Consider the following 20,810-nt stretch of genomic DNA (forward strand, 5'->3'; position numbering starts at 1 on the left):
ATATGACCGGAATCCTTGTTCTCGAGCAACTGCTCAACGGCCTCGGCTACGGCCTGATGCTGTTCCTGCTGGCTGCGGGGCTCACGCTGGTGTTCGGCATCATGGATGTGCTGAACCTCGCGCACGGCTCGCTCTTCATGGCCGGCGCCTACGTGGCGGCCGAGGCGCACACGCGCACCGGCTCGTTCGCGGCGGCCATCGTCATCGCGGTGGCGGTCACGGTGATCGTGGCGCTCCTGCTCGAAGTACTGTTGATGCGACGGCTCTACACGCGCGACCACCTCGCGCAGGTGCTCGCCACCTTCGGCGTGATCCTGGTGGCCGACGACATCGTGAAGATGGCCTGGGGCCCTTCGCCGGTGATGGCGCCGACGCCCGCCGCGCTCTCGGGCCCGATCGACCTCGTGGAGGGCCTGCCCTACCCGGCCTATCGCCTCGTGATCCTCGTCGGCGGCCTGCTGGTTGCGCTGGCGCTGTACCTGCTGGTGAACCACACGCGCATCGGCATGCGGGTGCGCGCGGGCGCCTCCGACCGGCCCATGGCCGAGCTGATGGGCGTGCGCGTGGGCCGCATCTTCAACGGCGTGTTCCTTCTCGGCGCGGCGCTGGCCGCATTGGCGGGCGCGCTGATGGGCCCGATCGTCGCCGTGCAGGTCGGCATGGGCGAGGCCATCCTGATTCCGGCGCTCGTGGTGCTGGTGATCGGCGGCATCGGTTCGGTGCGCGGCGCCTTCGTGGCCGCACTGCTCGTGGGCGTGGTCGACACCGTGGGCCGCGCCTTCGTGCCGATGCTGCTGCGCGCCACGCTGCCGCCGGCGACCGCGGCCGACCTGGGCCCGCTGTTCGCCGAGGTCGCGATGTACGCGCTGATGGTGGTCGTCCTCATCTTCCGGCCCTCGGGGCTCTTCTCGGCACGCGCATGAAGACATCGTCAAGCTACATCGGCCTCGGGCTGCTCTTCGTGCTGCTCGCGGCGTTTCCGCTGGTCGCGCCCGTCTTCGGGCTCGAGTTCTACATCGGCTTCGTGCGGCGCGTGCTCATCGTGGCGCTGGCGGCCGCGAGCCTCAACTTCATCCTCGGCTTCGGCGGCATGGTGGCGCTGGGGCACGCGGGCTTCATCGGCGTGGGGGCGTACACGGTGGTGGCGCTCAGCGACGCGGGCGTGATGTCGGGCTGGCTCATGTGGCCCGCGGCCGCGCTCGTGGCCGGCATCGTCGCAGCGCTGATCGGCACGGTGGCGCTGCGCACGCGCGGCGTGTACTTCATCATGACCACGCTGGCCTTCGCGCAGATGCTGTACTTCGTGGTGGTGTCGCTGCGCCGCTATGGCGGCGACGACGGCTACACGCTGATGTCGCGCCCCACGCTGCTGCCGGGCCTCGACCTGGGCAGCGAGGCGAACTTCTACTGGGTGGTGCTGGCGATCGTGGCGCTCGCGCTGTGGTGGCTGCACCGCGCGACGCGCTCGCGCTTCGGCCATGCGCTGATGGGCATCCGCGACAACGAGACGCGCATGCGGGCGCTGGGCTATCCGGTGTTCCGGCTGCAGCTGGTGGCCTTCACCATCGCGGGCGCCATCGCGGGGCTGGCCGGCGCCCTGCTCGCAGGCGGCAACGGCTTCGTCAGCCCGGCGACGATGCACTGGACGCAGTCGGCCACGCTGCTGGTGATGGTGGTCATCGGCGGGCTCGGGCGCAGCTGGGGCGGGCCGGTGGGTGCCGCCGTCTGGCTGGTGCTCGAAGAAGCCTTGAAGCAGCACACAGAGCATTGGCACATGCCGCTGGGGCTGCTGCTGATCGCCGTGGCGTTGTGGGCACCCAAGGGACTGGCCGCACTGTACAAGCGCCGCATGCCCCTCACCCCAACCCTCTCTCCAGAGGGGCGAGGGAGCAAGTCATGAGCCTTTTCAGAATCGAAGGTCTGGTCAAGCGCTTCGGCGGACTGCTGGCGACCGACCATGTGAGCCTCACCGTGGAGCGCGGCGAAGTGCATGCGCTGATCGGACCGAACGGCGCCGGCAAGACCACGCTGGTGAACCTGATCACCGGCCTGCTGAAGGCCGATGCCGGGCGCATCCTGCTCGACGAGGTCGACATCACGAAGCTGAAGGACCACCAGCGCGTGGCCGCCGGCATGTCGCGCTGCTTCCAGGTGACGCGCGTGTTCCCGAAGGAGACCGTGCACGACAACCTGATGCTCGCGGCGCAGGCCCATGCGGGCAGCAGCCTGCGCTTCATGGCGCCGCGCGCGAAGGAGCGCGACCTCGTCGATCGCGCCATGGCGCTGGCCGACCGCGTCGGCCTCGGCGCCGAGCGCACACGCATCGCGGGCACGCTGCCGCACGGCGCGCAGCGCGCGCTCGACGTGGCGCTGGCGCTCGCTGCCGAACCCAAGCTGCTGCTGCTCGACGAACCGATGGCGGGCATGGGCCCCGACGAATCGGCGCGCATGGTGGAGCTGATCGAATCGCTGCGCGCGTCGATGGCCATCCTGCTGATCGAGCACGACATGGACGCGGTGTTCCGCCTCGCCAACCGGCTCACCGTGCTGGTGCAGGGCAAGGTGCTGATGAGCGGCACGGCCGACGAAGTGCGGGGACACCCCGACGTGCAGGCCGTCTACCTAGGCACCGAAGCAGAGGGGCATACATGACTCGCCCCCAGGCTGCGCGCACTTCGTGTCGCTTCGCCCACCCCCTTCCGGGGGCAACACCTGCGGCCCGGCGGAGCCGGTTCCGCGGTGTTTCCCGAGCTGAAAACGCCCGCTTCGAACGGCCGTGAACGACGAGACACCGAGATGCTGCTAGAAGCGAAATCCATCGAAGCCGGCTACGGCGCAAGCCAGGTGCTGTTCGGCATCGACCTCGACATCCGCCCCGGCGAAGTGCTCGCGCTGCTCGGGCGCAACGGCATGGGCAAGAGCACGCTGCTGAAGGTGCTGACGGGCACGCTCCCGCCGATGCGCGGCAGCGTGCACTTCAGCGGCGCGGCCATCGGCGGCCACAAGCCCGACGCCATCGCGCGCCGCGGCGTGGCCATCGTGCCCGAGGGCCGGCACGTGTTTCCGAACCTCAGCGTCGACGAGCACCTGCGCGCCTTCGCAAGGCCGCGCCCCGGCAGCGCGCCGCGCTGGACACTCGATGCGCTCTACGGCCTGTTCCCCCGCCTGTCGGAACGCAAGGCCAACGCCGGCAACCAGCTCTCGGGCGGCGAGCAGCAGATGCTGGCCATCGCGCGGGCGCTGTCGACGCACCCGCGCCTGCTGATCCTCGACGAAGCCACCGAAGGCCTGGCCCCGGTGATCCGCGAGGAGATATGGAACTGCATCGCCACGCTCAAGGCGGAAGGCGAGGCGATCCTGGTGGTCGACAAGTACGTGCAGCGCCTGCTGCCGCTGGCCAACCGCCATGTGATCCTCGAACGCGGACGCGTGGTGTGGCAGGGCGACTCGGCCGCGCTGGATGCCGACCGGTCGCTGTGGACGCGCTACCTGGGCGTGTAGCAGCGGCTTCGCCGCGGGCTCACGGCTGTTGCAGCCGGCGCGCCAGGAAGTAGACCCAGGCCTCGTCGTTGCGGCCGATGCGCTCCATCTCCCAGCAGGGATGCAGCCCGGCCGCCACGAGCGCCGCGGCGAACCGCTCCTTCTCCCAGCACACGGTGTGGTAGTCGCCGTGCTTCTCGCCTTCGCCGACGCGCATGGACACCAGGAAGACGCCGCCGGGCCTGAGCGCGCCGAAGATCTTGTGCAGCACCGCGGCGACCTGCGCGCGATCGACGTGGATCAGCACGCACATCGCGAGGACCGCGTCGTAGGGCCCGCCCAGCGCATCGATGACGACGTCGAGCAGCTCTCCCTTCCTGCCCCGCTGCGCCTGCAGATCGAGAAATGCCTGGGCCGCGTCGGTGCGACGGACCACCGCGCCCAGGGACTCGACGAAGTCGGCGTCCCGCCCCGGTCCGGAGCCGATCTCGAGCACGCTGCCGCCGGCGGGCACGTACTCCATCATCCGCCGCATCGAATCCGCGATTTCGGGCTGCAGCGGGTGCTCGGCCACGATCGCGTTGTATTCGCGGGCATGCGCATCGTAGGACTGGATGGTGCGGCGCGATCTCTCCAGCGCCTGTGCAGGGACCTTCATGAGCAGCCTTTCCGGCCCCATCGGACATCCGGCGGGACCTGGATGGACAGTCTAGGCCCACGAGGAAAGCGGCCTAGGCATTGAGAGGTGCCGCCGTGTGCGCGGGCCGCAGCGCACGCAGGGCCAGCACCAGCACGACGGCCGAGCAGCACGCGATGCCCGCCACCATCGGCAGCGGCGTGCCATCGGCGAACGGCGACACCAGCGCCACCATCACCGCGCCGCCCGCGAAGTTCAGCGTGCCGAGCAGCGCCGAAGCCGTGCCGGCGCGCGCGGCATGCCCTTCCATCGCGACCACGAATGCCGAAGGCACGATCACGCCGTTGAGCCCGTAGACGACCACCAGCACGCCGACCAGCACGTCGAGCCGGTCGACGCCCGCCAGTGTCAGCACCAGCAGCAGCCCCGTGACGGCGGCATGCGCAATGACGGCCGTGCGCAGCACGCGCCGGATGCCGAAGCGCGCGGCGAGCCACCCGTTGGCCTGCGAGACCGCGATCATCGACACCGCATTCGACGCGAACAGCAAGGCATACATGCGTGGGGAAATGCCGTAGTGCGTGCTCATCACGAACGACGAGTTCGCGACGTAGACGAAGAAGCCCGACAGCGTGAGCGAGGCCATGAAAGCCACGGCAAGGAAGTGCCTGTCGCGCAGCAGCGCGCCATAGGCGGCCATCGCGCCGCGCAGGCTGCCCTGCGCACGCGCGGCGGGCGGCCTCGTCTCGGGCAGCAGCACCGCCACCATCGCCGCGGCAAGCACCGCCAGCGCGCCGATCACCCAGAACACCGCGCGCCAGCTCGCGGCCTCGGCCACGAAGCTGCCCACCAGCGGCGCCAGGATCGGCGACACGCTGTAGACCAGGATCAGCAGCGACATCAGCCGCGCCGCCTCGGTGCCGGTGTGCAGGTCGCGCACCACCGCGCGCGGCGTCACCATGCATGCGCAGGCGCCGAGTCCCTGCAGGAAGCGGAAGGCGATCAGCACGCCGATGTCCGGTGCCAGCGCACAGCCGATGCTCGCCGCGACGAACACGGCAAGGCCCACGTACATCGGCCGCTTGCGTCCGAACATGTCGGACAGCGGACCGGCCACGAGCTGTCCCGCGCCGGTCGCGATGAAGAAAGCCATCAGGCTGGCCTGCACCGAATGCACATCGGCGCCGAGCGCATGGCCGATGGCAGGCAGTGCGGGCAGGTACATGTCGATGGCGGAAGGTCCGATCGCGGTGAGCAGGCCCAGCACGATGGCGTAGCGTGAAAGTTGATCGTTCGATGAGGACATGAGCCGATGGTCGCGCGTCGAACTGAATGATTGAATAATGAAGAGACCGCTTTTCTTATTCATTCGTACACAAGAAGCCATGGATCCCCTGTCCGATGTGCTGTCGATGCTCACGGTGAACAGCACGCTCTCCTCGCGCTTCGAGGGACGCGGCCGGTGGGCATTCCGCTATCCGCACTACGACTCGCACATCAAGCTCGGCGGCGTGCTGACGGGCCGCGTGAGGCTGCAGATCGAGAACAAAGGCCCGGCGGTCCTGCTGGAGACGGGCGACTTCTACCTGCTGACGAACGGCCAGCCTTTCACCTCCTCCAGCGATCCGCCGGGCCCGGTGCAGGACGGCATGCAGGTCAGCCGCGACCACCGCGGGCCCGACGGCGTGCTGCGCTACGACGGCCGCGGTGCAGGCGACGCCGAGCCGGTCAGCATGGCGAGCGGGCGCTTCACGCTCGACAGCGAAGCCGGCGAACTGCTGCTGCGCCACCTGCCGCCGCTGATCCACCTGCGCGCGAGCGACCCCGGCGCGCGGCCGCTCGTGGGGCTGCTCGACCTGCTGGGCTGGGAGACGGCCGAGATGCGGCCGGGCGCGTCGATCGCCCGCACGAATCTCGCCTCGCTGGTGCTGGTTCAGGCCTTGCGCGTGTACCTGGCGAATGCGCCGCAGCCCGAAGGCTGGCTGGGCGCGATGGCGGACGCGCGCATCGGCCAGGCCCTGTCGCGCATGCATGGAGACATCGCGCACCCATGGACCGTCGAACGCCTCGCGCAGTCGGCGGGCATGTCGCGCACCGCCTTCGCGGTGCGCTTCAAGTCACTGACGGGATCGACGCCGCTCGACTACCTGGGCGGCTGGCGCATGACGGTGGCGCGCAACGCGCTGCGGCACAGCGACGAGGCCATTGCGCGCATCGCCGAGCGCATCGGCTACCAGTCGGAAACCGCCTTCAGCGCCGCCTTCCGGCGGATGGTGGGCGAGAGCCCCGGGCGCTTTCGCACGCTGAGCCGCGGCGCGGCTACACCGAGCGCGTGATGCCGCCGTCCACGCGCAGGTTCTGGCCGGTGATGTAGCCCGCGCCTTCGGATGCGAGAAAGCCGATGACGGCGGCGATCTCGCTGCTCCTGCCGTAGCGGCCCATCGGAATGCGCGAGCGGAACTCGGCCTTCTCGGGCAGGCTGTCGATGAAGCCGGGCAGCACGTTGTTCATGCGTACGTTCTTCGCGGCGTAGGTGTCGGCGAAGAGCTTGGTGAAGGCCGCCAGGCCGGCGCGGAACACGCCCGAGGTGGGGAACACCGGGTCGGGCTCGAAGGCCGCGAAGGTGGAGATGTTGATGATCGCGCCGCCGCCCTGCTGCACCATGAGCGGCGCGACGAGCCGCGCGGGACGCACAGCGCTCAGCAGGTAGACGTCCATGCCGCGGTGCCAGTCTTCGTCGGTGATGTCGAGGATGGGCGCGCGCGGGCCGTGGCCTGCGCTGTTGACCAGCACGTCGACGCGGCCCCACTGGGCCACGACCTTGTCGACGAGGCGCCTGAGGTCGTCGTTCGACTGGTTGGAGCCGGTCACGCCGATGCCGCCGAGTTCGGCGGCCAGCGCCTCGCCCTTGCCCGACGAGGACAGGATGGCCACGCTGAAGCCGTCGTCCGCGAGCTTGCGCGCTGCTGCGGCACCCATGCCGCTGCCGCCCGCGGTGACGATGGCTACTTTTTTCTGGTCTTCAGAAGACATTCGTGATTCCTTGGTTCATGCGAGAGACCGCATTTAGCCAAGGAATCCGGTTTCCTGCCAGATGAGGCCGAGGGCCTGGGAGCGCCGGGCGATGTCAGGCCGCAGGCAGGGTCGCCTGCATCGAAGCCCGCCGGTTGAACGCTTCGAACCACTTCGCGCTGTTCGGCGCCCCGGTGCGCCAGTCCACGGAGGGAAAGCGGAAGTCCATGTAGCCCAGCGCGCAGCCGAAGGCGATGGTGCCGATGTCGACGCGGTCGCCGAAGGAAGGCGCGGCGGTCTCCAGCCATTCGAGGCCGGTGTGCACCTTGGCGAGCTGGCCCTCGGTCCAGTCGGGCCAGCGCAGCTCCTCGGGGCGCAGCACGTTCTCGTAGCGTGCGAGCAATGCGGCGCCGGTCATGCCGTCGGCCAGCGCGAGTTCGGTCAGGCGCGCCCAGCGTTCGGAGCCGTCGGCCGGGAACAGCTTGCCCGACTGCGTGGCGTTCAGGTACTCGCAGATCACGCGGCTGTCGAACAGCACCTGGCCGTCGTCGGTGATGAAGGTCGGCACCTGGCCGAGCGGGTTCTTCGGGATGATGGTGGCGTCGCGCTTGACCGGGCCGGCCGCGCTGGGCAGCTTCTCGATGCGGTCGGCGATGCCCAGTTCGTGGGCCACGACCATGCATTTGCGCACGAAGGGGGAAGCGGGGGAGAAGAAGATTTTCATGACGATGTCGGGAGCTTGTGTTTCAGACGCGTGCCTCGCAGCCGTGGGCCAGGTGCATGCCTGCGACCCAGCCGAAGGTTAGCGCGGGTCCGAGGGTGATGCCGGGTGCGGGGTACTCGCCGCCCATCACCGAGTGCATGTCGTTGCCCGCGACGTAGAGGCCGGCGATGGGCGCGCCCTGCGCATCGAGCACGCGGGCGTTGCCGTCGGCGCGGATGCCGAGCGCCGTGCCGATGTCGCCCGGGTACACCTTCACCGCATAGAACGGTGCCTTCTGCACCGGCGCGAGGCAGGCGTTGGGTTGATGGTCGGGGTCGCCGAGGTAGCGGTTGTAGGCGTCGCCTCCCTTGCCGAAGGCCGGGTCCTGGCCCTGCGCGGCGGGCGGGTTGTATGCGGCGACCGTGCGCACGAGGCCGGCCGGATCCACGCCCGCCTGCTTCGCCAGGCCTTCCAGCGTATCGGCGCGCAAGAGGTAGCCCGCGCGCACGAGGTGCTCGCGCGGGCGCCCGCCGGGCAGCGCCAGGCCCAGGCCCCACTTCTCGACGAAGTCGCTGTCGCAGACCAGCAGCGCTGGAATGGCCGGCGCCTTTTCATTCGCGCGGTACATGCCGCGCACGAACTCGTGGTACGAGGTCGATTCGTTGACGAAGCGCTCGCCGCGCGCATCGACCGCGATGAGGCCCGGCTTGGCGCGGTCCCACACCAGGTGCGGATAGCGCAGCACGCTGCCGTCGGGCCGCGTGAGCAGCGACACCGGCGCCCACAGCGCCGGACCCGCGAGGCCGGTGCCGAGCGTCCCTCCGGCATCGCGCGCCATGGCGATGCCCTCGCCCGTGTTGTCCTGCGGGGACATCGAATACGGCCCCGTGGGCGCCGGATAGTGCTGGCCGCGCAGGGCCGCATTCCAGGGAAAGCCGCCCGTCGCGACGACCACGCCGCGGCGCGCATGCACCGTGATCTCCCTTCCGTCCCGACGAAGCTTCACGCCCGTGACCCTGCCGTCCGCGTCCTGCTCCAGGCCCAATGCCGGCGTGCCGGTCCAGAACGGAATGCCCTCCTTCAGCACGCTGTGGAAGAGCCGGGCCGCCAGCGCGTTGCCCAGCAGCACGCGCGTGCCGCGGTGGTGGCCGCTCAGCCGGTCGCCGAAGTAGCGCAGCACCAGCTTCACGCCGTGCTTCCACGAGGCAAGGGAGCGCCAGACGCCGAGCAGGTGCTTCACGTCCGTCATGTTGACCATCATCCCGCCGAGCACGCAGAACTCGGGCAGCGGATCGCGCAGGGTCTTGAAGTGAGCGCCGAGCAGGCGGCCGTCGAACTCGATGGGGTCGAGCGAACGTCCGCCCATGGCGGCACCTTCGCGGTCGGGGTAGTAGTCGGGCGAGTAGGTGCGGGCCGCGAGCTCCACGTCGGTGTGCTCGCGCAGGTAGCGCAGCGCACGCGGACCGGCGTCGAGGAAGGCGTGGCGCAGCGCCTCGTCGCCGGCTGCGCCCACCGTGTTCTGCAGGTAGGTCAGGGCCTTCTCGCGGGTGTCGGGATGGCCGGCTGCTTCCGCCTGGTCGTTGAGGGGCACCCAGACGGCACCGCCCGAGATCGCCGTCGAGCCGCCGATGCGGTCGGTCTTCTCGAGCACCAGCACGTCGAGCCCCTCGAGCTTCGCGGTGAGCGCGGCCGAGAGTCCGCCCGCGCCGCTGCCGATGACGACGACGTCGTACCCGCTCTTGTCCTGCGGTTCCTGTTGTTGCTGCTGTTGCGCCATCAGGCCCCCGAGCCGCCGAGCGACTTGCCGCCGTCGACGAAGAGTACCTGCCCCGTCACGAAGCAGGTCGATGGCGACGCGAAGAAGGCCACCGCGTTGGCGATGTCCTCGGGCCGGCCGGCGGCGCCGGTGGGCTGCAGCGCGAGCTGCGCGGCCAGCCGCTCGGGCGTGAGCGCGCGCAGCAGCGGCGTGTCGATGAGCCCCGGCGCGATGGCGTTCACCATGATGCCGCGCGGTGCCAGCTCCATCGCGCTGGCGCGCGTGTAGCCCACCAGCGCGGCCTTCGAGGCCACGTAGTGCGGATGGTTCTTCGCACCCAGGTAGGCGCGCGACGCGATGTTGACGATGCGTGCGCCGTCCGCCATCCTGCGCGCGGCCTCCTGCGTGAGCGTGGCCACGGCCAGCAGGTTGACCTCGTACATGCGGCGGAAGTCGGCGGAGCTCACCTCAAGGAACTTGCGCTCGTCGAAGATGCCCGCGTTGTTGACCAGCGCGGTGAGCGGCGGCAGCGCCTGCACCATCGCGCGCACCGCAGACTCGTCGGTGAGGTCGATGGCGCGGCAATCCACGTCCAGGCCCGCGGCGCGCAGCGCCTGCGACTCGCGTTCGGCGAGCTCGCCGTTGTAGTCGGCCATCACCACTCGCCATCCGTCGCGTGCCATGCGCTCGACGATGGCGCGGCCCATGCCGCTGGCACCGCCGGTCACGAGGACCAGCGGTTTCTCTTCACTGCTGTTGTTCATGTTCGTTCCGTTGGAAGGCGGCCGTCAGACCGCCAGGTAGCCGCCGTCGACAGGCAGCACCACGCCATTGACGTAGCTCGCCATCGAGGAAGCGAGAAATACGACCGGCCCCGCGATCTCGTCCGCCTCGCCGTGACGCTTGACGGGCACGCGGCTCAGATACCAGTCGGTGCCGTGCTCGGTCTCGCGCTGCCCTGCCGTCATGTCGGTGACCATCAGGCCCGGCGCCACCGCGTTCACGCGCACGCCGTAGGGCGCGAGGTCGCGCGCCAGCACCTGCGTGAGCGAGCGCACCCCGCCCTTGGCCACCACGTAGCCGGCCGACGAGATGCCCGCACCGAAGGCCACGATGGAAGAGAGGTTCACGATGCTGCCCTGCGTGCGCTTGAGCGCGGGCACGAAGGCCTGCGACACGTTGAACACGCCCTGCAGGTTGACCGACATCACGCGGTCCCAGGCCTCGCGCGCGCCGGGCTCGTCGAACTTCGAGCGCGCAGAGATGCCGGCGTTGTTCACCAGGATGTCGATGTCGCCGTGCGACGCGGCGATGCGCGCGGCCAGCGCATCGACCGCCGCGGCGTCGCTCACGTCGACGCTGTCGGCATCGGCGCGGCCGCCAGCTTCGCGGATCGACGCGGCCACCTGCCGGGCCACGTCGAGGTCGCGGTCCACCACGAGCACGTGCGCGCCCTCGGTGGCCATGCGCCGCGCGATGGCCTCACCCAGGCCGCGCGCGGCGCCGGTGACGAGCGCGAGTTTGTCTTCGAGAAGCATGGAATTGCCTTATGGAGATCGTTGAACGTCAATGGTTGGCAGGTCTCTCGCGCAAGCACTTCTTTGCGAGGCGGTCGGAATCCTTTCGCGGAACACCGCGGAACCGGCTTTGCCGGGCCGCGGGTGTCGCCCCCTGCAAGGGGGTTGGCGCGCGCGACACGAAGTGCGCGAAGACTGGGGGGTGTGCAACATGACTAGACGCCGAGGTAGGCACGGCGCACGGCCTCGTCGTTGGCCAGCTGCGCAGCAGGCCCGTGCAGCGAGATCTCGCCGTTCTCCAGGATGTAGCCGTAGCTCGATACCGCCAGCGCGAGCTGCACGTTCTGCTCGACCAGCAGGATGGTGATCTTCTGTTCGCGGTGCAGCTGCTCGATGATCCCGAACATCTGCTCCACCAGCAGCGGCGACAGTCCCATCGACGGCTCGTCGAACAGCATCACGCGCGGGCGCGCCATCACGGCGCGGCCGATGGCCAGCATCTGCTGCTCTCCGCCCGAGAGCGTGGCGGCCATCTGGCCCTGGCGCTCCTTCAGGCGCGGGAACATCGCATACACCGCCTCCAGGTCGTTGCGGATGCCCGTGCGGTCGCGCCGCAGGTAGGCGCCAAGGTCGAGGTTCTCGCGCACGCTCATGTCGCGGAACACCTGCCGGCCCTCGGGCACCTGCACGATGCCGCGCTTGACCAGCGCGTCGGAGCCGAGCCTGTCGATGCGCTCGCCCGCGAGCCGCACTTCGCCTTCGGTGCAATCGACGATGTTCGAAATGCAGTTCAGCGTGGTGGTCTTGCCCGCGCCGTTGCTGCCGAGCAGCGCGACGATCTTCCCCTCTGGCACTTCCACCGACACGTCGCAGAGAGCCTGGATGCGGCCGTACGCCGCCGAGATGCCGCGCAGCGACAACAGTGCTTCCTCAGCCATGCGCGGCTCCCTTCCCATTCCCCTTGCCCAGATAGGCCTCGATCACGCGCGCATTGCTGCCGATCTCCGAAGGCGTGCCCTCGGCGATCTTCTCGCCGAAGGCCATTACGGTAATGCGGTCCGAGATCGACATCACCAGCTGCATCACGTGCTCGACCAGCAGCACAGTGATGCCGTCGCGCGCCACCAGCTCCTTCAGCAGCCGGTCGAGGCTCTCGATCTCGCGGTTGCGCAGGCCGGCGGCCGGCTCGTCGAGCAGCAGCAGCCTGGGCCTGATGGCCAGCGCGCGCGCCAGCTCCAGCAGCTTCTGGCGGCCGAAGTCGAGGTCGCGCGCGGGCTGGTCGCGCTCGTCGACCAGGCCCACGCGCTCCAGCAGGTGCAGGGCGTAGTCCTCGGTCTCGCGGTCGGGCCGGCGCAGCAGCCGGCCCAGCGTGCCGGCGGCGCGTGCGTGGGTGCCGAGCAGCACGTTCTCCAGCACCGACAGCTCGGCGAAGAGCTCCAGGTTCTGGAAGGTGCGCGCGATGCCCAGCGAGGCCATGCGGTGCGGCGCCACGCGCGTGAGCTCGCGGCCCTCGAAGCTCACGCTGCCGCTGCTGGGCGTGTAGAAGCGCGAGATGCAGTTGAAGGTGGTCGACTTGCCCGCGCCGTTCGGCCCGATCAGCGCGTGGATGCGGCCCTGCTCCACCTGGAACGAGAGGCCGTTCACCGCCTTGAGGCCGCCGAACACCACGCTGATGTCGCGTACGTCGAGGAATGCGGTCGCGCTCATCGCACGGCCTCCTGTACGCTGGCCGAGCTCGCGCGCTGCGCCTTGCGGCGCACCGCGAACAGGGATGCCATGCCCTTGGGCAGGAACATCATGAAGAGCATGAGGATGCCGCCGTAGATGATCTCCTGGTACGACGGCGCCTGCCGCAGCAGCTCCGACACCAGGCCGAACACGATGGCGCCCGCCACCGCGCCGCGCACCGAGCCGAGGCCGCCCACCACCACCATCGTGAGGATCAGGATCGTGGTCTGGAAGCCCAGGCTCTCGGGGTGGATGAACGAGGTGAAGAGCGTGTACATGCCGCCCGCCACGCCCGCGAAGGCCGCCGACAGCACGAAGGCCGTGATCTTCACCGCGCGCGTGTTCACGCCCATGGCCACGGCCGCCACGTCGCTCTCGCGCACCGCGCGGAAGGCCGAGCCCAGCCGCGAGCGCGACAGCGCCACCGTGAGCCACAGCATGGCCGCCGCGATGACCACCACGAAGGGATACGCCTGCAGGTCGTTCATCAGCTGCAGGCCGCCCAGAGACGCCGGCTTCATCTGCATGCCGTTGGAGCCGTTGGTCACCGACTCCCAGTTCAGGAACACCCATTGCATCGCCTCGCCGAAGGCGAAGGTGGCGAGCGCGAGGTAGATGTCGCGCATGCGCAGCGCCAGCAACCCGATGACCCAGCCCAGCGCGGCCGACAGCAGCGCGCCCGCGAGGATGGACACGAAGAACGGCGGCTGCCACTGGTTGTTGATGAGCCCGGCGGTGTAGATGCCGATGCCGAAGAAGGCCGCATGCGAGAGCGCGAACTGCCCCGTCTCGCCGATGACCAGGTGCATGCCGAGCGCGAGCACGGCGAACACCATCAGCAGGTTGACCACGTACAGCACGTAGCCGCTGGCGGTGAAGGGCAGCACCGCGAGCACCAGCGCCATGGCCAGCAGCACCGCGCGGTCGCGCCAGGGGGAGGAAGAGGAAGAAGCCGACGACGCGTTCATACCTTCTTCACCTGCGGCTTGCCGCCCAGCAGGCCCTGCGGGCGCACCAGCAGCACCACCATGATCGCCACGAAGGGCGCGACCACGATGGCGTTGGACGAAATGAAGAGCCCCACCAGGTTCTCGACGATGCCGATGATGAAGCCGCCCACCACCGCGCCCGGCAGGCTGGTGAAGCCTCCGACGATGGCGGCCGCGTAAGCCAGGATCGCGATGTGGCCGATGTCGGGCGTGATGAGGATCTTGGGCGTGATGAGCAGCGCCGAGATGGCCGAGATGACGCCGGTGAGCGCCCAGATCTGCATGCGGATGCTGCCGAGCTTCACGCCCACGATCTGCGCGCCGCGCGGGTTCATGCCCACCGCGCGCATGGCCTGGCCGGTGCGGGTGCGCGTGAACATCAGGTACAGCAGCACCATCGTCACCAGCGCCGAGCCGAGGATGGCGAGGTCGAGCAGCGTGAGCGAGGCCTGGCCGACGGTGATCGGGTCCTGCGGCACCAGCGAGGGCAGCGAGCGCGGCGTGTCGCCCAGGCCGGTCTTGCGAACCAGGCCCTTGAGCAGGTAGGCGAAGCCCAGCGTGGCGATGACGAGCTGCACGCCCACGCCGCGCGAGGCGGTCACGCGCTGCATCACCACGCGCTGGAAGAGCGCCGCGAGCAGGGCCGTGACCGCGATGCTCGCGAGCACCGCGCCCCAGTAGGGCCAGCCCCACACCACGAGCGGGAAGAGCGCGGCGTAGCCACCGGCCATGAAGATCTCGCCCTGCGAGAAGTTGGGCACGTCGGTGGTCTTGAAGACCATGACGATCGCCACCGCGAGCAGCGCGTAGACGCTGCCGGTCACGATGCCGGACAGCACGCCCTGCTGCACGAAAAGCCAGATATCGGAAAGGCTCATGGGTTCGCGGCCGTCCTCAGGGCTTGTACTTCCACACGCTCTTGTAGCTGCCGGGCACGAGCGTCATGTTGGTTGCGTCGAACTTGATGTAGATGGCCGCTTCCTGCGCGGCGCGGTCGTCGGGGCCGAACTCGATCGGACCCGCCATCACGCCGGAGTCGAACTTCATCGTCGACAGCGCCGTGAGCACCTTCTCGCGCGTCGGGTTCGGCCCGGCCGCCTTGAGCGCGTTGACCACCGCCATGGCCGAGGGAATGCCGTAGGGCATGTAGGTCTGCGGATAGCCGGGCTTGGAGGCCAGGTCGGGGTAGGCGGCCTTGTACATGTCGTACACCCACTTCAGCTTGGGGCCGCCGGGCACGTCGGCCAGCACTTCCTGGATGTAGACGTTCTTGAAGGCGTCCTTGTTGCCCACGTTCTCCACCAGCTGCTTGAGGTCGGCGGTGGAGTTCACGGCCAGCACGATGGGCTTGTTGAAGCCAAGCTCGAAGGCGCGCTTGACGATCAGGCTCACAGGGCGCGCATAGGTGGTGAGCAGCAGCACGTCGGGGTTGGCGGCCTTGATCTTCAGCATCGGCGCCGTGACGTCGGTGATGTTCGGGTTGACCGACTGCACCTGCAGGTCGATGCCGCCGAGCGCCTTGGCCTGCGCCTGGGCCGACTCCAGGTTCCAGCCGCCGTAGGCGTCGTCGTGGTTGATGTAGCCGATCTTCTTCGCCTTGAGGTGCTCGCTCGCGAACTGCACCATCGAGCCGCCCACCGCGTGCTGCGAGATGGAGAAGGCGCCGTAGATGTACTTCGAAGGCGGATACAGCGCGCCGTCGCCCGATGCGTTGAGCATCACCAGCGGGATCTTCGCGCGCTCGACGTATTCGCGCGCGCCCACCACTGCCGCCGAGCAGGAGCCGCCGTTGAGCAGGAACACCTGGTCCTGCTCGGTGAGCTTCTTCACCGCGGCCAGCAGGTCGTTGGCGTTGCAGCGGTCGTCCTCCACCACCAGCTCGATCTTGCGGCCGTTCACGCCGCCTTCCTTGTTGATCTTGTCGTAGTACATCTTCGCGGCGTTGATGACGTCGAAGCCGTAGTTCATCGACGCGCCCGACATCGGCGAGAACATGCCGATCCTGATGGTCTTGTCGGTGATGCCGGGCTCGGCCTGCGCCAGCGCGGCGGGCGCCGTCGCGCACAGCGCCGCGCCGAGTGCGAAGGGTGCAAGGGCAGAAACAAGGAAGTTCTTTTTCATGAGCTGTCTCCGTTGGAATGAATGCTGAAGGACCCGCGCCGCCGCGCTACTGCATGCGGTAGCCGCCGTTGACGTCGATCACGTTGCCCGTGATGTAGGCCGCCTGTTCCGAGACCAGGTAGTCGACTGCGCCGGCCACGTCGTCCACCGTGCCGATGCGCCCGAGCGGGATGTTGGCGGCGGCCGCGTCGAGCGCGCCGCTGCTGCGCACGGTGCCGCGCAGCATGTCGGTGTCGATCAGGCCCGGCGCCACCGAATTGACGGTGATGCCCATGTGCGCCGATTCGCGCGCCATCGCCTTGGTCAGGCCCAGCACCGCCGACTTGGCGCCGATGTAGGTGGCGCTGGAGCGGTAGCCGCCGAGCTGTGCCGCCACCGAGCCGAAGGTGACGATGCGCCCGTGCGCCACGGGCTTCGCCTCGCGCCGGCGCAGGTATGCACGCCCGCACAGGAACACGCTGCGCGCGTTCACGGCGAAGGTGCGTTCCCAGTCTTCCAGCGTGGTGTGCTTGATGAGGGAGCGCTCGCCGCCCGGCATCAGCAGCACGCCGGCCACGCAGACCAGCGCCGCGACCGGGCCGATGCTGCCCTCGATGTCGTCGAACACGGCCTCGACGGCCGCTTCCTCGCTCACGTCGAACTGGCGGAAGTGGTGCCCTTCCCCGAGCGACTGCGCCACGGCGCGCGCATTGGCGCCGTCGATGTCGGCCACGACGACGCGATAGCCGCTGGCGGCGAGGCGGCGGCACACGGCCTCGCCGATGCCCCGGCCGCCGCCGGTCACGAGGGCCAGCCGGCCGTGGGGTTGTGCATGATGGTCCGCCATGGGCTGAAGGGTCTCCAGGGCCGCGCAGGGGCGGCTTGAAAGTTGATCGAGGGCCGCATTGTGTATACATGAAATCATTCATGCGCCCTCGTTTACCCTAACAATTCGAACTATCAGCTCAATTTCCCGGCATCATGTATACCTGACATGGACACACTCTCCCAACAAGTCACAGAGACGCTGCGCACCTGGATCCTTCACGGCAGGCTCTCGCCGGGCATGCGCGTGGAGGAAGTACCGATCGCCGAAAGCCTCAAGGTCTCGCGCACGCCGGTGCGCGCCGCGCTTGCCGCGCTGGCGATGGAAGGGCTGATCGACCACCAGCCGAAGAAGGGCTACCTGGTGCGCGCCTTCGCGCTCGAGGACATCCTCGCGGCCTACGAGGTGCGCTCGGTGCTCGAGGGCCTGGCCTGCCGGCGCTTCGCTTCGCTGGGCGTGGACGAGCCCACCGCGGCCCTGCTGCGCGAGTGCCTGCGCGAGGGCGACGAGATACTGGCCAAGGGAAAGCTGCTGGTGGAAGACCTCGCGCCCTACCAGCAGATGAACGTGAAGCTGCACAACACGCTGATGCACGGTGCGCGCAACCCGTGGGTGGTGCGCTTCGGCGCGCAGGCGCAGGCGGTGCCCTTCGCGTCGGACCGGATCATGCTGTGGAACGACCACGGCGTGATCCTGCGTTCGCACGACGACCACCACCGCATCGTGCAGGCCGTGATCTCAGGCGACGCGGCCCGCGCCGAGCAGCTGATGCGCGAGCACGTGTACTACGCGGGCATCCTTTTGCGCGACAACTACCAGCGGCTGCTCGACGAGCGCAGTCGCGAGGGGCTGCCGCCCACGCTCGTCACGAACGAGCCGCCGGCTTCCTGATGCGCAGCATGCCCTCCTGCGCCGCCGAGGCCACGAGCCGGCCGTCGCGCGCATAGAGGCTGCCGCGGCACAGGCCGCGCGCGCCGCCCGCGCTGGGCGAATCGAGCACGTACAGCAGCCAGTCGTCCATGCGGAAGTCGCGGTGGAACCACATCGCGTGGTCGAGGCTGGCGGGGCGCACCTGCCCGCTCATGAAGCTCAGGCCGTGCGGCAGCATCGCGGCGCGCAGCAGACCGTGGTCGGAGGCGTAGGCCAGCAGCGCGCGGTGCACCATCGGGTCGTCGGGCAGCGGCGCGATGGCGCGCATCCAGATCGCGCTCTGCGCCGAGGTCGGACGCACCTGCGGCGCGATCAGGTCCTCGGGGTCGACGCGGCGGTACTCGATGCCGTGCGGCTGGATCGCCTTGGTGCGCCATGGCTCGGGCAGGCGATCGCCGAGCGCGATGCGCTGGTCCAGCTCGCTGACGAGCCCGTCGGGGCCTTCCACCTCGGGCATGTCGAACTGGTGCTCGACGCCTTCGTCCACGGTCTGGAACGAGGCGGACATTTCAAAAATGATGCGCTCCTGCTGGCGCGCCACCACGTGGCGGGTGGTGAAGCTGCGGCCGTCGCGCACGCGGTCAACGCTGTACTCGATGGGCGCATGCTCGCCCGGCAGCAGGAAATAGGCGTGCATGGAATGCACCGGCCGCTCGGCACCCACGGTGAGGCTCGCGGCCATCAGCGACTGGCCGAGCACCTGGCCGCCGAACACGGCGGGCGTGCCGATATCTTCGCTCTGGGCCAGGAAGCGGTCGCCGCCCAGCGGCTCGAGCTGCATGAGCGAGACGAGTTCATCGACGAGGCGGGAGGCGGTGGCGGGATCGGTGGTCATCGGGAAGGCAGGCAAATCGTTCGAAAAGGCAACCCTCGAACATAGCAAAGCCTGCGCCTGACGCCTGTCGCGGGGCTGTCAGCAGCAGCCCGGGGCCGCTACCTGAAGAAGCAGACGTCCATGAAGCGCGCGCGGCAGCTGTAGTCGGTGCCGCCCTGCACCACGGCCAGCGGGGCCCCGCCGAGCACCAGCGAGCCGTCGGCGGCGCGGCCCAGCGGCGTGGGCGCTGCCTTCTCGGCGGGGCCGGTGGCGGTTTCCTCCTCGACGTACTTCAGGTAGTGGGTGCGCGAGAAGTCGACGCCCTCGCCTTCCTTCAGCACGCCGGCCTCGTAGCGCTTGCCCCTGGCGGTGCCGATGTAGCGCAGCGCCGGGCCGGTGCGGTCGCCGTACTTCACCTCGGTCTTCGCGAAGCCGGTCTGCGTGAGAAAGACCTGGTCCTCGGGCGTGAGGTCGGCGTCGAAGGCCATCAGCACGTACTGGCCCTCGAAGCTCTGGTTGCGCGCCACCTTGACTTCGCCGGCCAGCGCCGGCGAGATCTTCGTGCGCCCTTCCCAGCGAAGCATCGAGGCCACGGACGGGTCGCCGTCGAACACGTAGTGGTGCTTCTCGCCGACGATGACCAGCTTGCGGCCGTCCTTGCTGGCCAGGAAGCTCACCATCGCCTCCTTGCCGTGCACCGGCTCGCCCTCCGGCGTGCTCGCGCAGCCCCACAGCATGAGGCCGGGCACGGCGCACAAAAGTGCCAGGAGAGCGCGGCGCGTGGCGGCGGGCAACGAAGTGGCCGGCGGCGAAGGGAGGTTCACGTTGCGTCCGGGGTCGAGTTCATCCTGCCCCGGACTCTAGCGCGCCCCGCCGCTCAGCGGTCGAGGTCGACGCCGTCGGCGGCCAGCTTTTTCTGCAGCGCCGGGATGTCGACCGAGGCGAAGCTGCCCGCGCCCACCGACGCCGCCGCCGTGCCCGCGGCCTGCCCCATGACGAAGCAGCCGCCGCTGGCGCGCGCGGCCGACTGGCCCTCGTGCGTCATCGACGCGCAGCGCCCGGCCACCAGCAGGTTGTCGAGGGTCTGCGGCACCAGCATGCGCCAGGGCAGGTGGTTGTAGGCGTTGTCCTCGTCGCGCGGGAAAGCCCACTCGATGCGGCCGTCGGCGTGCATCTCCATCGGCCATGCATTGAGGCCGATGTTGTCGTCGAACTTCGCCGACCCCAGGATGTCCTCTCGGCCGAGCGCGTACAGGCCCTGGATGCGCCGCGTCTCGCGGATGCCGACCTGCGGCGCGATCTCGACGATGGCCGACTGCGCGAAGCCCGGCACCTCGGCCTTCAGGAACTTGAAGTACTCGCTGATCTGGCGGCGCCCTTCGAGCTCGCCCTCGGAGAGTTCGCGCGCATCGACGCCGTTCATCGCGCGGCCCTGCGAATTGCGGATCTGCGTGACGTTGGCGCGCCACTCGCGCGGGTCCTTGTTGGGACGCAGGATCGCGCCCTCGCGCGGGAACCTGTAGACGCCGGGCTTGTGCTGCTCGGCGCGCGCCATGAAGTCGTTGATGGCCTTGAACTCGCCCACCGCCTCCAGCGCGGCCGGCGCGTCGACCTGGCCGATGCGGAACATGGTGGTCGGGAAGAGTCCGCTGCCGTGGCCGTCGCCCACTTCGAAGGGCACGCCCGCGAAGGCGGCTACGTCGGCGTCGCCGCTGGCGTCGATGAAGGCGTTGGCGCGGATCGCCTGGCGGCCCGACTTGGTCTCGACCACCAGCGCGGCGATGCGCTTGCCCTCGAGCACCACGGCCGCCGCCAGCGCGTGGAACAGCAGCTTCACGCCCGCGTCGCCCAGCAGCTGGTCGGCGGCGAGCTTGTAGGCCGAGGTGTCGTACGAGCGCACGCAGATGCGCCCGCCCATGCCGTTCTGCGGCTGGTTCATGCCGTTGAGCGCGGCGATGCGGTCGATGAGCTCGTCGACGACGCCGCGCACCAGCTGCGTCATCTCGCCCTTGCGCTTGCCGTACAGGCCCGCGAAGTTGGTGACGCCGCCTGCGGTGCCCATGCCGCCGAGGAAGCCGTAGCGCTCCACCAGCAGCGTGCTGGCGCCGTGGCGCGCGGCGCTCACGGCAGCCGCGATGCCGGCGGGGCCGCCGCCGACCACCACCACGTCGTACTCGCCGAACACCGGCAGCGCGCGCGCCGGTTCATGCAATGTGGAAGTCATTCAGATAGGTCCATGGATGTCTGTTCGGGAGACACCGCGGATCCGGCTTTGCCGGTCCGTCGGTGTCGCGCCCTGCAAGGGGGTCGGCGCGGCG

General features: G+C 69.3%; 21 protein-coding genes and 1 pseudogene. 6 read left to right on the forward strand and 16 right to left on the reverse strand.

All coding sequences use genetic code 11. The annotated features are described in order from the left end of the window. The first annotated feature begins 2 nt into the window (after nt 1–2). From ACTJLF_RS15500 to ACTJLF_RS15515, 4 genes and pseudogenes are all read left to right on the forward strand, one after another. Nucleotides 3–923 (forward strand): branched-chain amino acid ABC transporter permease, encoded by a 921-nt coding sequence (locus tag ACTJLF_RS15500; protein ID WP_019655516.1) that lies wholly within the window; start codon nt 3–5, stop codon nt 921–923. Next, a complete protein-coding gene (locus tag ACTJLF_RS15505; protein ID WP_184605790.1) occupies nt 920–1,900 on the forward strand; it encodes a branched-chain amino acid ABC transporter permease in 981 nt (326 codons plus the stop codon). Before ACTJLF_RS15500 ends, ACTJLF_RS15505 begins: the two co-directional genes overlap by 4 nt. Then, on the forward strand, nt 1,897–2,652 hold the full coding sequence (locus ACTJLF_RS15510) for an ABC transporter ATP-binding protein (RefSeq protein WP_019655514.1): 756 nt from the start codon (nt 1,897–1,899) through the stop codon (nt 2,650–2,652). Before ACTJLF_RS15505 ends, ACTJLF_RS15510 begins: the two co-directional genes overlap by 4 nt. 210 nt (nt 2,653–2,862) lie before the next feature. Then, nucleotides 2,863–3,501 (forward strand): annotated as a pseudogene (locus ACTJLF_RS15515) (ABC transporter ATP-binding protein); the annotation flags it as partial. A 19-nt stretch (nt 3,502–3,520) separates the two neighbouring features. Here ACTJLF_RS15515 and ACTJLF_RS15520 read toward each other — a convergent pair. Together ACTJLF_RS15520 and ACTJLF_RS15525 are read right to left on the reverse strand one after the other, a co-directional pair. Further along, on the reverse strand, nt 3,521–4,138 hold the full coding sequence (locus ACTJLF_RS15520) for a class I SAM-dependent DNA methyltransferase (protein WP_440883390.1): 618 nt from the start codon (nt 4,136–4,138) through the stop codon (nt 3,521–3,523). Nucleotides 4,139–4,211: 73 nt separating this feature from the next. Next, nucleotides 4,212–5,423 (reverse strand): multidrug effflux MFS transporter, encoded by a 1,212-nt coding sequence (locus tag ACTJLF_RS15525; protein WP_440883391.1) that lies wholly within the window; start codon nt 5,421–5,423, stop codon nt 4,212–4,214. Nucleotides 5,424–5,502: 79 nt separating this feature from the next. On the opposite strand from ACTJLF_RS15525, the gene ACTJLF_RS15530 reads away from it, so the two are divergent. Beyond that, nucleotides 5,503–6,453, forward strand: coding sequence for an AraC family transcriptional regulator (locus tag ACTJLF_RS15530; RefSeq protein WP_132800003.1), 951 nt, complete (start codon nt 5,503–5,505; stop codon nt 6,451–6,453). Here ACTJLF_RS15530 and ACTJLF_RS15535 read toward each other — a convergent pair. The 11 genes from ACTJLF_RS15535 to ACTJLF_RS15585 all read right to left on the reverse strand — a co-directional run bounded on the left by ACTJLF_RS15535 (nt 6,437) and on the right by ACTJLF_RS15585 (nt 16,769). After that, nucleotides 6,437–7,150: an SDR family oxidoreductase gene (locus tag ACTJLF_RS15535; RefSeq protein ID WP_440883392.1), complete on the reverse strand. Its 714-nt coding sequence runs from the start codon at nt 7,148–7,150 to the stop codon at nt 6,437–6,439. The two genes, ACTJLF_RS15530 and ACTJLF_RS15535, sit on opposite strands and share 17 nt — an antisense overlap. A 94-nt stretch (nt 7,151–7,244) precedes the next feature. After that, nucleotides 7,245–7,853, reverse strand: coding sequence for a glutathione S-transferase (locus ACTJLF_RS15540; protein WP_440883393.1), 609 nt, complete (start codon nt 7,851–7,853; stop codon nt 7,245–7,247). A 22-nt stretch (nt 7,854–7,875) separates the two neighbouring features. Further along, the gene (locus tag ACTJLF_RS15545) at nt 7,876–9,609 is read right to left on the reverse strand and encodes an FAD-dependent oxidoreductase (RefSeq protein WP_440883394.1); all 1,734 of its coding nucleotides are present in this window, start codon (nt 9,607–9,609) and stop codon (nt 7,876–7,878) included. Then, complete coding sequence (locus ACTJLF_RS15550) at nt 9,609–10,352, reverse strand: SDR family NAD(P)-dependent oxidoreductase (RefSeq protein WP_440883395.1); 744 nt, start codon at nt 10,350–10,352, stop codon at nt 9,609–9,611. The genes ACTJLF_RS15545 and ACTJLF_RS15550 overlap by 1 nt, the downstream gene beginning before the upstream one ends. A gap of 24 nt (nt 10,353–10,376) precedes the next feature. After that, complete coding sequence (locus tag ACTJLF_RS15555; protein ID WP_440883396.1) at nt 10,377–11,126, reverse strand: SDR family NAD(P)-dependent oxidoreductase; 750 nt, start codon at nt 11,124–11,126, stop codon at nt 10,377–10,379. Between the two features lie 194 nt (nt 11,127–11,320). Then, a complete protein-coding gene (locus tag ACTJLF_RS15560; protein ID WP_440883397.1) occupies nt 11,321–12,043 on the reverse strand; it encodes an ABC transporter ATP-binding protein in 723 nt (240 codons plus the stop codon). Next, a complete protein-coding gene (locus ACTJLF_RS15565; RefSeq protein WP_354410650.1) occupies nt 12,036–12,812 on the reverse strand; it encodes an ABC transporter ATP-binding protein in 777 nt (258 codons plus the stop codon). Before ACTJLF_RS15565 ends, ACTJLF_RS15560 begins: the two co-directional genes overlap by 8 nt. Beyond that, a complete protein-coding gene (locus tag ACTJLF_RS15570) occupies nt 12,809–13,801 on the reverse strand; it encodes a branched-chain amino acid ABC transporter permease (protein ID WP_440883398.1) in 993 nt (330 codons plus the stop codon). The genes ACTJLF_RS15565 and ACTJLF_RS15570 overlap by 4 nt, the downstream gene beginning before the upstream one ends. Beyond that, complete coding sequence (locus ACTJLF_RS15575) at nt 13,798–14,700, reverse strand: branched-chain amino acid ABC transporter permease (protein ID WP_440883399.1); 903 nt, start codon at nt 14,698–14,700, stop codon at nt 13,798–13,800. Before ACTJLF_RS15575 ends, ACTJLF_RS15570 begins: the two co-directional genes overlap by 4 nt. A 16-nt stretch (nt 14,701–14,716) precedes the next feature. Next, complete coding sequence (locus ACTJLF_RS15580) at nt 14,717–15,943, reverse strand: ABC transporter substrate-binding protein (protein ID WP_132751953.1); 1,227 nt, start codon at nt 15,941–15,943, stop codon at nt 14,717–14,719. 46 nt (nt 15,944–15,989) lie between these two features. Continuing rightward, nucleotides 15,990–16,769 carry an SDR family NAD(P)-dependent oxidoreductase gene (locus ACTJLF_RS15585; RefSeq protein ID WP_440883400.1) on the reverse strand — a complete coding sequence of 260 codons (780 nt, stop codon included), beginning with the start codon at nt 16,767–16,769 and terminating at the stop codon, nt 15,990–15,992. Between the two features lie 147 nt (nt 16,770–16,916). Between ACTJLF_RS15585 and ACTJLF_RS15590 the strand changes: the two genes are divergently transcribed. After that, nucleotides 16,917–17,639, forward strand: a complete 723-nt coding sequence (locus ACTJLF_RS15590) for a GntR family transcriptional regulator (protein ID WP_126184060.1) — start codon at nt 16,917–16,919, stop codon at nt 17,637–17,639. On the opposite strand, the gene ACTJLF_RS15595 is transcribed toward ACTJLF_RS15590, so the two are convergent. The 3 genes from ACTJLF_RS15595 to ACTJLF_RS15605 all read right to left on the reverse strand — a co-directional run bounded on the left by ACTJLF_RS15595 (nt 17,614) and on the right by ACTJLF_RS15605 (nt 20,716). Further along, nucleotides 17,614–18,513, reverse strand: a complete 900-nt coding sequence (locus ACTJLF_RS15595; RefSeq protein ID WP_019655497.1) for an acyl-CoA thioesterase — start codon at nt 18,511–18,513, stop codon at nt 17,614–17,616. The genes ACTJLF_RS15590 and ACTJLF_RS15595 overlap by 26 nt on opposite strands. 98 nt (nt 18,514–18,611) lie before the next feature. Then, complete coding sequence (locus ACTJLF_RS15600) at nt 18,612–19,316, reverse strand: hypothetical protein (RefSeq protein ID WP_126184062.1); 705 nt, start codon at nt 19,314–19,316, stop codon at nt 18,612–18,614. Nucleotides 19,317–19,369: 53 nt separating this feature from the next. Next, on the reverse strand, nt 19,370–20,716 hold the full coding sequence (locus tag ACTJLF_RS15605; protein ID WP_132751951.1) for an FAD-dependent oxidoreductase: 1,347 nt from the start codon (nt 20,714–20,716) through the stop codon (nt 19,370–19,372). Nucleotides 20,717–20,810: the final 94 nt, after the last annotated feature.

This window comes from Variovorax sp. 22077, from assembly GCF_052044195.1.
GTDB lineage: Bacteria > Pseudomonadota > Gammaproteobacteria > Burkholderiales > Burkholderiaceae_C > Variovorax > Variovorax atrisoli.